The 11,188-nt window shown below is 70.1% G+C and carries 9 protein-coding genes; 8 read left to right on the forward strand and 1 reads right to left on the reverse strand.

Features of this window, described 5'->3' with window-relative positions; translation table 11 throughout:
- Positions 1-39 precede the first annotated feature (39 nt).
- Positions 40-840: an XRE family transcriptional regulator gene (locus DFP88_RS12565; protein ID WP_110815045.1), complete on the reverse strand. Its 801-nt coding sequence runs from the start codon at positions 838-840 to the stop codon at positions 40-42.
- Between the two features lie 129 nt (positions 841-969).
- Between DFP88_RS12565 and DFP88_RS12570 the strand changes: the two genes are divergently transcribed.
- From DFP88_RS12570 to DFP88_RS17545, 8 genes are all read left to right on the forward strand, one after another.
- Entirely contained in the window at positions 970-2,952 is a 1,983-nt protein-coding gene (locus tag DFP88_RS12570) for a CocE/NonD family hydrolase (protein ID WP_110815046.1), read from the forward strand.
- A 54-nt stretch (positions 2,953-3,006) separates the two neighbouring features.
- A complete protein-coding gene (locus DFP88_RS12575; RefSeq protein WP_110815047.1) occupies positions 3,007-4,578 on the forward strand; it encodes an ABC transporter substrate-binding protein in 1,572 nt (523 codons plus the stop codon).
- A gap of 10 nt (positions 4,579-4,588) precedes the next feature.
- Entirely contained in the window at positions 4,589-5,533 is a 945-nt protein-coding gene (locus DFP88_RS12580; RefSeq protein ID WP_110815048.1) for an ABC transporter permease, read from the forward strand.
- Positions 5,517-6,395 (forward strand): ABC transporter permease, encoded by an 879-nt coding sequence (locus tag DFP88_RS12585; protein ID WP_110815049.1) that lies wholly within the window; start codon positions 5,517-5,519, stop codon positions 6,393-6,395. The genes DFP88_RS12580 and DFP88_RS12585 overlap by 17 nt, the downstream gene beginning before the upstream one ends.
- Complete coding sequence (locus tag DFP88_RS12590) at positions 6,392-7,387, forward strand: ABC transporter ATP-binding protein (protein ID WP_110815050.1); 996 nt, start codon at positions 6,392-6,394, stop codon at positions 7,385-7,387. The genes DFP88_RS12585 and DFP88_RS12590 overlap by 4 nt, the downstream gene beginning before the upstream one ends.
- A complete protein-coding gene (locus DFP88_RS12595; RefSeq protein ID WP_110815051.1) occupies positions 7,384-8,361 on the forward strand; it encodes an oligopeptide/dipeptide ABC transporter ATP-binding protein in 978 nt (325 codons plus the stop codon). Before DFP88_RS12590 ends, DFP88_RS12595 begins: the two co-directional genes overlap by 4 nt.
- Positions 8,358-10,628 carry a S9 family peptidase gene (locus tag DFP88_RS12600; protein ID WP_110815052.1) on the forward strand — a complete coding sequence of 757 codons (2,271 nt, stop codon included), beginning with the start codon at positions 8,358-8,360 and terminating at the stop codon, positions 10,626-10,628. Before DFP88_RS12595 ends, DFP88_RS12600 begins: the two co-directional genes overlap by 4 nt.
- 159 nt (positions 10,629-10,787) lie before the next feature.
- Positions 10,788-11,147, forward strand: coding sequence for a M23 family metallopeptidase (locus DFP88_RS17545; RefSeq protein WP_425450838.1), 360 nt, complete (start codon positions 10,788-10,790; stop codon positions 11,145-11,147).
- Positions 11,148-11,188: the final 41 nt, after the last annotated feature.

Below are 11,188 nucleotides of genomic sequence, written 5' to 3' on the forward strand. Positions count from 1 at the left end.
CCGGCGCCTGCCCGCGCCCCGGCCTCGAAGCGTGCCGTTTTAGCCGCCGACGCCGAAGGGCTCTGACCGGGTGGCGAAGTAGCTGCGCACGATGGGATCGAGCTTCAGGCTGTCCGCCGCATAAAGACCGCAGCCCTGCACCGCCTGGCGCAGGGGCGTGGCCTCGGGCACCCGCCGGGTGATGACCTGCGAGGCGAAGGGCGCGCGGTGCGGGTGCCAGCCGATGCCAAAGGTCATGCCGGTCAGGTAATTCCCCTGATGCTGATGCGCGGCATAGAGGATCGTCTGGCCGAAGCTGTCGACGACGCCGCGCACCTTCTCGATCACGAAAATGCGGTCGCCGCGCAGCACGACCTGCCCTTCGAAGCGCGAGCGGACGGTCTTGTCGAAATCGGGATCGCGCACGCGTCCGAGGTAGCGCGAGAGGACATGGTCCCCCTGCTGGTAGAACTCCATCAGCCCGCATTGCACCTGCCCCGGCCAGGTCGGCGTCAGGAAGAAGTAGTGGTGATGGCCGATGTAGCGGCGTAGCAGCGGCAGCTCTCCGGGCTGGGGTCGCAGCGCCTCGATCAGCGGCAGTACCTGCAGCGGCGCCTCGCTCCGGCGGCGCTGGCGCAGGCGCGCCGGATCGCCCAGCAGCGCTGCCTCCGGCAGGTCGAAGAACAGGCACAGCCGGCGCATGTTATGCGCCGAGGGCATCGCCGCCCCCTTCAGATAGCGTTCCATCTGCTGGCGATTGAGGCCGATCTCGCGGCAGATCGCCGAGACGGAGCGCTGCTCCGCGCAAAGGCTGCGAAGATTTTTCGAGAAAATCTCCTGTTTTTCGTGCCGGGTCGGCATGGATTTTCCGCGCCCTTCAACGCCTCCGCTTAAAGTCGCGCAAGTACGTGTAAAGCCGCGAAATTGTCAAGGGGAAAGGCCGGGCTCTATGCCCGTGGCAACACCAGACGGAAAGGATCCGGACCGCCCATGACACGCCCCATCGTCGAGACGCCAGACATGTCGATCCCGCTGCCGGACGGGACCACCCTTTCGGCGCGGGTCTGGATGCCGCGCGATGCCGCCGCGCAGCCGGTACCGGCGATCCTCGAGTTCCTGCCCTACCGCAAGCGCGACGGCACCGCCGCCCGCGACGCCCGCAACCACCCCTGGTTCGCGCAGAACGGCTATGCCGCGATCCGCGTCGACATGCGCGGCTGCGGCGACAGCGAGGGGCTGTTCGACGACGAGTATTCCGAGACCGAGATGCGCGATTGCGAGGCGGTGATCGCCTGGATCGCGGCGCAGCCCTGGTGCACCGGCAAGCTGGGGATGATCGGCATCTCCTGGGGCGGGTTCAACGGGCTGCAGCTGGCCGCCCGCCGGCCCGAGCCGCTGAAGGCCGTGGTCACCATCTGCTCCAGCGCCGACCGCTATGCGGACGACATTCACTACAAGGGCGGCTGCCTGCTGGGCGAGAACATCGGCTGGGCCTCGACCGTGCTGTCCTGGTTTTCGTCCGCGCCGGACCCCGAGATCGTCGGGGACCGCTGGCGCGACATGTGGATCGAGCGGCTCGAGAACACGCCCTTCCTCGCCCGCACCTGGCACGAGCACCAGCATTACGACGACTACTGGAAGCACGGCTCGGTCTGCGAGGACTGGTCGTCCATCGAGGCGGCCGTGCTGACCGTGGGCGGCTGGCACGACGGCTACCGCGACACGATCTCGAAGCTGGTCAGCAACCTCGATGCGCCGGTCAAGGGCATCGTCGGCCCCTGGAACCACAAGTATCCGCATATGGCCGTGCCCGGCCCGCGCATCGGCTTCCTGCAGGAGGCGCTGCGCTGGTGGGACCGCTGGCTCAAGGACGAGGAAACGGGCGTCGAGGACGACCCGGCCTATACCGCCTGGCTGATGGACAGCGTCGCGCCCGACATCGGGCTCGAGCATCGCCCCGGCCGCTGGGTGACCGAGGCCGAATGGCCCTCGCCCCGGATCGAGGCGCGCGAGATGCCGCTGGGCTTCGGCACGCTGTACGCCCGGGACCCGGCGCCCTTCCCGCAGATCGCCGCCCCCTCGACCGCCGTTGGCATGGGCACGGGCGAGTTCTTCCCCTTCGGCTTCGGCCCCGGAGAGCTGCCGGACGACCAGCGCGGCGATGACGCGCTTTCGGCCTGTTTCGACGGTGCGCCCGTGGCCGAGACGACCGATATCGTCGGCGCCCCGCGCATCGCGCTGCGGGTGGCGACCGACCAGCCCAAGGCGCAGCTGGCCGTGCGGCTGTGCGATCTGCGGCCCGACGGGACCTCGGCCCTGATCACCATGGGCGTCTTCAACCTGCGCCACCGCGAAGGGCGCGAGCAGCCCGTGGCGATGCCGGTGGGCGAGACGGTCGACATCGCCTTCGACCTCGACCAGATCGCCTATCGCCTACCCGAGGGGCACCGCCTGCGGATCGCCGTCTCGACCAGCTACTGGCCCTTCATCTGGCCCGAGGCCGCGCCGGTCACCGCCACGATCAGCGGCGGCGCGCTGACCCTGCCCGTCCGCCCCACGGCGCAGGGCGACGAGCGCCGTTTCCCCGAGCCCGAGGCCGCCCCCGAGCTGCCGCAGCGCGCCCATGGCGAGCGGCAGGAGGACAAGCGGATCGAGACCGACGTGACCACCGGCGAGACGCGGATCACCATCTCGGGCACCGTGCCGCCGACCGAGGACCTGACCCACGGCCTTGTCACCTCGAGCCGGATGGAAGAGGTCTGGAGCATCCGCAAGGGCGATCCCGCCAGCGCCAATGTCGACATGACATGGGAGCGGAGCACCGGGCGCGGCGACTGGCAGACGCGCACCGTCACCCGCACCCGCCTCTGGGCCGATGCGGAGCACTTCCACATCGTCCAGCGCCTCGAGGCCTACGAGGGCAAGCGCATGGTCTTCCACCGCGACTTCCAGGACAGCGTCGCGCGGCTCTGACCGCGCGCCACCCATTTCGCGCCACACCGGCGCAGCAGAGACGAAAGGTACGACATGATCCGCACCCCCTACCGCCTGACTCGCCGCGGCCTTCTGGGCCATGGCCTCGCCGCCGGCGGCCTTGCCGCCCTGCCCGCGACCCGCGCGCTGGCGCAGACCTCGGACGAGGGCGGCCGCCTGCGCGCGCGCCTCTACGCCGATATCCAGAACCTCGACCCGGCCTTCTGGACCTCGGCCTCCGACGCGCTGGTGATGGAGTGCATCTACGCCTTTGCGATGCAGTTCGAGACCGGGACCGACCAGTTCACCGCCCAGCCCGTCGCCTTCAGCCGGATCGAGCAGGTGGACGACACCCATATCGAGTTCGAGCTGCACGAAGGGATCATGTACTCGGGCGACTACGGCGAGATGACCGCCGAGGACGTCAAGTTCTCCTACGAGCGGATCGCCGACCCGGAGGTCGACAGCCCCTATGCCGAGGACTGGGCCCAGCTCGACCACGTCGAGGTCACGGGCAAGTACAGCGGCACCATCGTGCTCAAGGCGCCCTTCGCGCCGCTGTTCAATTCGACGCTGCCGGCCACCAGCGGGATCATCCTGCCGCAGGCCGCGATCGAGGCCGCGGGCGGGCAGTTCACCACCGAGCCGCCGGTCTATTCAGGCCCCTACCGCATCCGCAGCTGGGAGCCGCGCACCCGCGTCGTGCTTGAGCGGAACCCCGACTTCACCCTTTTCGAGGTGGAATTCGACGAGATCGAGCTGATCCCGATCGAAGATCCCAAGACCGCCGAGCTGGGCTTCGAGGCGGGCGACATCGACCATGCGCAGACCTCGATCTCCTCGATGGCGCGCTATGCCGAGACGCCGCCCGCGCGCGGCAGCTTCCAGCGGTTCACCGGCCTGAACTACTACTGGCTGGGCATGAACGAGGGCAACGCCGACCTCGCCGACCAGAACATCCGCCGCGCGATCCAGCACGGTATCAGCCGCGAGGCCGTGGTCGAGGCCGCCTATCTCGGCGCTGCCGAACCCGCCGCCGGCATCATCGCGCCGGGGCTGACTGGCCACCGCGAGGCGAACCTTTACGACTACGACCCGGAGCGGGCGCGCCAGCTTCTGGACGAGGCGGGCGCCTCGGGCCTGCGCGTCAGCCTCGCAATCCAGCAGACGGCCGAGGATCTGGCCGCCGCGCAGGTGATCCAGGCGCTGCTCGCCGATATCGGCGTCATGGTGCAGATCGACCAGTACGAGAGCGGCACCTTCTGGAGCCTCGGCGTCGAATCCGAGGGGGACCAGTGGCGCGATCTGCAACTGTTCCTCTTCAGCTTCACGATGCAGCCCGATCCCAGCTGGGCGACCGTCTGGTTCACCCCGGCGCAGGTCGGCGTCTGGAACTGGCAGCGCTTCGACAATGCCGAATACGCAGAGCTTCATCGCGCCGCGGCGAGCGAGCTGGACACCGAGGCCCGCGCCGAGATGTACGTGCGGATGCAGGACCTGATGGAGGAATCGGGCGACTTCGTCTTCCTGACCTTCGAGCCGGTCGGCATCCTGACGGCGGATGGCGTGGAGGACGCGATGCGCCCCGACGGCACCCCGATCCTGCCGCGCTTTACCCGCAGCTAAGGACCGGTTCATGCTGAGTTACGGGCTGAAACGGCTGGGGCTTTCGGTGGCGGTCGTCGTGATCGTCATCGCTGCCCTCTTCGTGATGATCTACGCGGTGCCGGGCGATCCGGCCCGCGTGGCGCTGGGGCCGCGCGCCTCTGACGCGCTGGTGGCAGAGCTGCGGGCGCGCCTCGGCCTCGACCTGCCGATCTGGAGCCAGATCCTGCGCTTCTACGGATCGATCCTGCAGGGTGATCTCGGGCGCGACGTGATCTCCGGCGCGCCGGTCCTCAAGGTCATCCTCGCGCAATTGCCCGACACGCTGCGCCTCGTCGGCGGGGCGATGCTGGTGGCGGTGGTGCCCGGCATCGTGCTGGGCGTGATCTCGGCCACGCATCGCGGCAGCGCCATCGACCGGCTGACCTCGGTCCTGTCGGTCTCGGTCATGGCGGTGCCCTCCTTCGTGATCGCGATCTACCTTCTGCTGATCTTCTCGATCAACCTCGGCTGGTTCCCGGCCATCGGCGCGGGCCAGGGTTTCTGGGACGTGGCGCATCGGCTGGTCCTGCCCTCTCTCGCGCTGGGGCTGGCCTGGATCGGCTACACGGCGCGGATACTGCGCGCCTCCATGCTCGAGGTGACGGGACAGAGCCACGTGCGCACCGCCCGCGCCTTCGGCATCTCGGACCGGCGCATCATGTACGACTACGTGCTGCGCATCGCGATCCTGCCGACGATCACCGTGCTCGGCCTCGGCATCGGGCAGATGCTGTCCGGCGCCGTCTTCGCCGAGATCGTCTTCGGCCGCCCCGGCATCGGCAAGCTGGTCTACGACGCGATCCTCGCGCGGAACTATCCGGTCGTCACCGGCACCGTCCTCTTCACCACCGTCTTCTTCGTGGCGGTCAACCTCGCCGCCGATCTGCTGATCGCCTGGCTCGACCCGAGGGTGCGTCATGACCTTGCACACTGATCCCGCAGCCGCCCCCAGCCGCCGCACGAAACCGCGCGGCGCGCTGGCCCGGCTGGTGGCCGACCCGCTGGGCGCGCTGGGGCTGACGCTGATCGCGCTGACCGTGCTGGGCGCCGCCCTTGCCGGGCTCAGCCCGCATTCACCCACCGGCCTCAGCCCGCTCGACCGCTTTTCGGGGCCCACGGCGGAGTTCTGGCTGGGCACCGACAACCTTGGCCGCGACCTCTTCACCCGCGTTCTCTACGGCGCGCGCGTGGCGCTGGCCCTGTCGATCGGCGCGACCGCGCTGGCGCTGGTCTTCGGGCTGGTGACCGGCGTCGCGGCGGGCTTCGGCCCGCGCTGGGCCGACAACATCCTGCTGCTGATCCTCGACGCGATGAAAAGCGTGCCGACGGTGATGCTGGCCCTCGTCCTTGTCACCTTCACCGGGCCCAGCCTCTGGGCGGTGGTGCTGGTCGTGGTGCTGGTCAACGGGCCGGCCTATGCCCGGATGGCCCGGACCCAGACCCTCGCCATCCGCAATGCCGACTACATCGAGGCCGAGCGGTCGCTCGGCGCGGGCGGCGCGCGCATCGTCTTCGCCCATGTGCTGCCGAACATCCTCGGGCCGATCCTGATCCTTGCGGCGATGGACATCCCCATCGTCGTCGGGATCGAGGCGGGTCTGTCCTTCCTCGGCCTCGGGGTGCGGCCGCCCGCGCCGTCCTGGGGGACGATCCTCTACGACGGCTTCTCCTACATCCGCGACAGCGCCTGGATGGTGATCGCGGGGGGCATCCCGATCGTGATCACCGCCCTCGGCTTCACCTTCCTCGGCGAGGCGCTGCGCGACACCTTCGATCCGAAACTGGCAAAGCGATGACACAGACAGACGACATCCTCTCGGTGGACGGGCTGAGCGTCAGCTACGCCACCCCCACGGGGACGCTGCGCGCGGTGCGCGACGTCTCCTTCACCATCGGCCGCGGCGAGATCGTCGGCCTCGTCGGCGAGAGCGGCTGCGGCAAGTCCACGCTGATGCAATCGATCCTGCGGCTGCTGCCCGGCGCCGCCCGGATCGAGGGCGGAGCGATCCGCCTTTCGGGCGAGGATCTGGCCCATGCGCCGAAGAAGCGGATGCGCCAGCTTCTGGGCGACCGCATCTCGGTCGTGTTCCAGGACCCGATGGAGACGCTGAACCCGGTGCTGACCGTGGGCCGGCAGATGATCGACATCCAGCACCGCAGCCGCGAGAGCCGCGCCGCCAAGCGCGCCCGCGCCGTCGCGATGCTCAAGCGGGTGAAGATCCCCGATGCCGAGACCAAGATCGACAGTTACCCGCATGAATTCTCGGGCGGGATGCGCCAGCGCGTCGCCATCGCCATGGCGCTGATGGCCGAGCCCGACCTTCTGGTCGCGGACGAGCCGACGACCGCCCTCGACGCCACGCTCGAGATCGCGACCATCGACCTGCTGCGCGAGCTGCAGGAGGAGATCGGCTGCGCCATCCTCTTCATCACCCACCACCTCGGCGTGGTGGCCGAGCTCTGCGACCGCATCGACATCATGTATGCCGGGGCGCTGGTCGAAAGCGGCCCGACGATGGAGGTCTTTCGCGACCCCCGGCATCCCTACACGCAGCTTCTTTTCGCCTGCGATCCCGCGCAGATCGCCGAGCAGAGGCGGCACCTGCCCTCGATCCCCGGCAGCCTGCCGGACCTGATCGACCTGCCGCAGGGCTGCATCTTCGCCGGCCGCTGCCCCCGCGCCGAGGACCGCTGCCGCACAGAGGCGCCCGCCCCGCGCGCCGCCGGCGGATCGGAGCAGGTGCGCTGCCACTTCGCGGATGCCCCGCGCCTGGAGGTGCCGGCATGAGCGCGCTTCTGACAGTCCGGGACCTGCACGTCCGCTTCAACACCGGCGGGCCGCTGGCCCGCGCGCTGGGCCGCGACACCCATATCGAGGGCGTCGCCGGCGTCGATCTGGACATCGCGCCGGGCGAGACCATGGCGCTGGTCGGCGAAAGCGGATCGGGCAAGACGACGCTGGCCCGCGCGGTCGCCGGCCTCGGCGGCGACATCACGGGCGAGGTGCTGTTCGACGGCAAGCCCGTCGCGGGCCGCACGGGCGGCGAGGCGAAGGCCCTGCGCCGCGACGTCGCCTTCATGTTCCAGGATGCGGTCAGCTCTCTCAGCCCGCGCTTCACCATCCGCGGCCTGATCGAGGAGCCCTTCCGCATCCACGGCCAGCCGATCCCCGAGGGCGAGGTTGAGCGTCTGCTCGGCCTCGTCGGCCTGAGCGCCGAGATGGCCGACCGCCGCCCGCACGAGCTGTCGGGCGGTCAGGCCCGCCGCGTCGGCGTTGCCCGTGCCCTCGCGCTGGAGCCGCGTCTGGTGATCGCGGACGAGCCGACAGCCGGCCTCGACGTCTCGGTCCAGAGCGAGGTTCTGAACCTGCTCAACGACCTGCGGGAGCGGCTGGATCTGGCGATCCTGATCATCACGCATAACCTTAACATCGTGCGCCATGTCGCTGATAAAATGGCAATCATGTACCTCGGCCGCTTCGTCGAGATCGGCGAGACGCAGGCGATCTTCGCCCAGCCGCGGCACCCCTATACCAAGGCGCTCCTCTCGGCGAACCCGATCATCGACGCCGAGGCGCGCCGGGATCGCATCGCGCTGGAGGGCGAGGTGCCCAGCCTGACGCAGCGCCCCGAGGGCTGCGAGTTCCATGGCCGCTGCCCCTTCGCGCGGGACCTCTGCGCCCGCGAGGCGCCCGACCGGACGCGAGAGCCCGCGCGCAGCTACACCTGCCACTTCCCCCTCGAAGAGGAGGCCCCCGCATGACCGGACTGACCGCCCAGGACAGGGAGGCGATCGCCCCCTTCCGCCCCGACCGCCGGGACGGCCTTGCCCGGAACCTGACGCTCGCGCCGCATTGGAGCCCGGGCGGCAGAGGCTTCTGGTACCGCGCCGAGACAGTCTCCGGCCCCGAGTACCGCACCGTCACCGCCGCGACCGGCGCGCAGGCCCCGGCCTTCGACCACGCCGCGCTGCGGGCGGCCCTGCCGGAGGGAAGCGACTTCGCGGCGCTCGAGATCCTGTCGCTGGAGCCGGGCGTGACCTTCCGCGCCGGGGCGCAGATCTGGCACTGGGACGGCGCCAGCCTGACCCCGCGCGCGCCGCGTCCCAATGCCCCGGACGAGCTGCCCTCGCCCGATGGAACCCTCGTGCTGCTGCGCCGGGCGGGCGATCTGTGGCTGCGAGAGGTGGCCACCGGCGAAGAGCGGCGCCTGACGGACAGCGCCGAGGCCCATTTCGAATGGGCCAAGTCGCCGGACCAGAGCCTCGAGACCATCCACATCGCGCGGCAGGGCCTGCGCCTGCCGCCCGTCGCGATCTGGTCGCCGGATTCCCGGCGCATCTTCACCCATCAGCTCGACGAGCGCGCCGTGCGCGTGGTGCCGCTGGTGCAGAACATCCCCGATGACGGCAGCTACGCGCCGCAGATCTGGAGCCTGCGCAACGCCTTCACCGGCGATCCGGACGAGAGCCTGCCGATGGCGCATCAGGCGGTGATCGAGGTCGAGACCGGAGAGGTCCGCCCCCTCCGCCCCGTCCACGTCACCGAAACCAGCCTGATCGAACGCCGCGAGGCCTGGTGGAGCGCCGACAGCGCCCGCCTCTTCTACGTCGATCACGACCGCTTCGAGACGAAGCTGACGCTTTGCGATGTCGATGCCGCCACGGGGACCGAACGCGAGGTGCTGGCAGAGACATCCGCCAGCTTCGCGGAGGTGAATCCCGCCTTCGGCGCCCTGCCCAACATCCGCCTGCTCGACCGGACGGGTGAGGTCGTCTGGTTCAGCCAGTCGGACGGCTGGGGGCACCTGTCGCTGCACGACCTCGCCACCGGCGCGCGCAAGGCGCGCATCACCCGCGGCGACTGGACGGTCTGCGACCTGCTGCATGTCGACGAGGATCGGCGCGAGGCCATCGTCCTCGCCGGCAGCCCGGAGGACGGCCCCGATCCCTACCTGCGCCGCATCCTCGCCGCCCCCCTCGACGGCGGGCCGGCGCGCGTCCTCGCCGAAGGCGCGGGCGATCACGGCGCCCACCTGCGCGAGGTCGGCTGGCCGGACCTTCTGGCCGAGGCCGAGCGGCTTGGCTCCGCGCCCGCCGCCGTGGCGCCCGACGGCGCGCATCTGGTCGAGACGCTGGGCACCTTCGATGCCCTGCCCCGCCACGTCCTGCGCCGCACATCGGACGGCGCGGTGGTGGCCGAGCTAGGCGAGGCAAAAAGCGACATCAACTGGCCCCTGCCCGAGCGGCTGACGCTGACCGCCGCCGATGGCGCCACGCGGCTTTTCGGTCTGCTCTGGCAGCCCGAGGGGCCGGCGCCCGAGGGCGGCTGGCCGCTGGTCGACATGGTCTATCCCGGCCCGCAATGCATCCAGACGCCGCGCGCCGCCCTGACGGGGGAGGACCTGCCGAAACTCGCCATGGCCGCCGCGCTGACGCGGCTGGGCTTCGCGGTGCTGATGATGGACGGGCGCGGCACGCCCTACCGCTCCAAGCCCTTCCACGACCTCTGCCACGGCAACCTCGGCGATCCGGGGTTCCTCAGCGACCATGTCGCGGCGATCCGCGCCCTCTGCGCCGAACGGCCGGCACTCGATGCCGGGCGGGTCGGCATCATCGGCCATTCCGCCGGCGGCCATGCGGCGGCGCGGGCGATCCTCGAGTACCCCGGCGTCTTCCATGCCGCCGTCGCCACCGCCGGCAGCCACGAGTCGCGCGCCTACAACCGCTGCTGGCCGGAGAAGTGGCAAGGCCCGCTGGTCGTGGCCGGGGATGGCAGCAGCAGCCACGACGCGGTCGCCAACGCGCCGCTGGCCCACCGGCTGGAGGGGGCGCTGTTCCTCGGCCACGGCGACATGGACGAGAACGTGCTGCCCGCCGTCACCCTGCGCCTTGCCCGCGCGCTGGACGAGGCGGGCAAGCGCTACGAGCTGATGATCGCCGCCGGCAAGGACCACGCCACCTTCAAGACCGATCCGGCGGCCTGGGAGGCGCAGCTCGATTTCCTCGTGCGGCACCTCGCGCCGCGCTGATTGATCGGGTTCAGGGAGGCAGCCCGCCCGGCCCCTTGCAGCGCCGCGCCAGGCGCCCCGCGAGCAGCAGGCACGCTCGCAGAACACGAGGCCGCCCCGAACCGAGGCTTCCGAGGTTGATCACGGCTGTCCCTCCCATGCCGCGGACGAAGGCCAGCGATTTGCGCTGGACCTGCTAGTCGTGCGGGACGGGCAATCAAAACGACCTCGCCGGACAATCCAGCCGGAAACCACGTCGTCATCGACTTCGGCAACGAGGCGTACGGCTTTCGCGCCCATCTTCGGCAGGACAGCCTGTGGGTTTCAGAAGGCGATGCGGTCACGGCGGGGCATGAGATCGGCCTGTGTGGGAACAGCGGCAACACGTCAGAGCCGCATCTGCATTTCCATCTCCAGACCAGCCCGAGACTGAAGCAAGGCGAAGGCCTGCCGGCGCAGGTCTCTCACTACCGGGCCAACGGCAGGATGATCGACCGGGGCGAGCCCCAAAGGGGCGAAACCATCCAGGCGGCCCAGTAGCAGCGTCGCACCGCGTCGCCGCCCTTCGGCGTCAGCATATA

This window comes from Pseudoroseicyclus aestuarii, from assembly GCF_003217255.1.
Lineage (GTDB): Bacteria > Pseudomonadota > Alphaproteobacteria > Rhodobacterales > Rhodobacteraceae > Pseudoroseicyclus > Pseudoroseicyclus aestuarii.

Coding starts and splice junctions, on each gene's coding strand:
- DFP88_RS12595 (WP_110815051.1), top strand. CDS start 7,384: ATGAGCGCGCTTCTGACAGTCCGGGACCTGCACGTCCGCTTCAACACC.
- DFP88_RS12580 (WP_110815048.1), top strand. CDS start 4,589: ATGCTGAGTTACGGGCTGAAACGGCTGGGGCTTTCGGTGGCGGTCGTC.
- DFP88_RS12565 (WP_110815045.1), bottom strand. CDS start 840: ATGCCGACCCGGCACGAAAAACAGGAGATTTTCTCGAAAAATCTTCGC.
- DFP88_RS12590 (WP_110815050.1), top strand. CDS start 6,392: ATGACACAGACAGACGACATCCTCTCGGTGGACGGGCTGAGCGTCAGC.
- DFP88_RS12585 (WP_110815049.1), top strand. CDS start 5,517: ATGACCTTGCACACTGATCCCGCAGCCGCCCCCAGCCGCCGCACGAAA.
- DFP88_RS12575 (WP_110815047.1), top strand. CDS start 3,007: ATGATCCGCACCCCCTACCGCCTGACTCGCCGCGGCCTTCTGGGCCAT.
- DFP88_RS12600 (WP_110815052.1), top strand. CDS start 8,358: ATGACCGGACTGACCGCCCAGGACAGGGAGGCGATCGCCCCCTTCCGC.
- DFP88_RS12570 (WP_110815046.1), top strand. CDS start 970: ATGACACGCCCCATCGTCGAGACGCCAGACATGTCGATCCCGCTGCCG.